Source organism: Caulobacter sp. (assembly GCF_017744445.1).
Lineage (GTDB): Bacteria > Pseudomonadota > Alphaproteobacteria > Caulobacterales > Caulobacteraceae > Caulobacter.
This window is the reverse complement of the sequence record NZ_JAGIBH010000074.1, coordinates 1-807: the sequence shown is the minus strand read 5'-3', so window position 1 is coordinate 807 and position 807 is coordinate 1. Positions and strand designations below refer to the sequence as shown.

The window sequence follows — 807 nt, the reverse complement described above, 5'->3', positions numbered from 1 at the left end:
CGGCGCTCCCGGTCAGGATCGCGATCAGGTCGTCTCGCTTGCCGGGCGCGGCCATCATCTGGCCGATCAGTCCGTACATGCCCCGGCTCTTCTCCACGTTTTGAACAACCAGGCCTGCGACGGCCTGACCGGCGATAACCTGGCCCCCGACGGCCAGGCCCGTCGCCAGGACGACGCGTCGCTGGACATCCCCGGCCACGACGGGTCTTACGCCTTGCACTCGCCCTTCGCCGCCACGGCCGCGCCCTGGGCGGCGGCGTTGCAGGCGCTGGCGTAGGTCTTGCCGTCACAGCCGCAGACGGGCGCATAGATCGCCGGGCAAACCTGAGGCGGGCGGCGGCAGGTTCCCGAACCGTCGGCGACGTGGCACTGGCCGTCGGGCATCTGGCAGACTAGGCCCGACGCGCACTGGAAGCCGGCGAAGCCGCCGCACATGCCGCCCTCGGCGACGGGCGTGCGGCCGCCCTGCTGCGGCGGGTTGGGTCCGGGTCCCGTGGGATCGCTGGGACCGGCGCAGGCCCACAGGCTTAAGGCGGCGAGCGCGAGGGTCGTCAGACGACGCAAGGCCATTGGAGGTTCTCCGGTCGGTGGCTGCCGGCGCCACCCTGGCATGTGTCGCGCCCCGGGACAAACGCAGCGGGAAAGGAAGCGGGCGCCGCGCCGCCCGCTTCCGCGACCGGGCGTCAGTCGCTCCAGGTGATCTTCACGATGGTGGGCTTGTCGCTGTTGTAGGAGACGGTGTGCTCCTCGCGGCGGCTGCTGGTGATGGCCAGGTTGTAGGTGTCGCCGGTCTGGTCGGTGAAGGCC

The 807-nt window shown here is 71.4% G+C and carries 1 protein-coding gene and 1 pseudogene; both read right to left on the bottom strand.

Annotation, left to right across the window (positions count from 1 at the left end; translation table 11 throughout):
- Nucleotides 1–136 (bottom strand): annotated as a pseudogene (locus J7528_RS25665) (antibiotic biosynthesis monooxygenase); the annotation flags it as partial.
- Between the two features lie 71 nt (nt 137–207).
- The gene (locus tag J7528_RS23680; protein ID WP_291879761.1) at nt 208–570 is read right to left on the bottom strand and encodes a Kazal-type serine protease inhibitor domain-containing protein; all 363 of its coding nucleotides are present in this window, start codon (nt 568–570) and stop codon (nt 208–210) included.
- Nucleotides 571–807: the final 237 nt, after the last annotated feature.

What these genes read in the sequence shown, in the direction of transcription:
- J7528_RS23680 (WP_291879761.1), bottom strand. Translation starts at nt 570, where the DNA reads ATGGCCTTGCGTCGTCTGACGACCCTCGCGCTCGCCGCCTTAAGCCTG.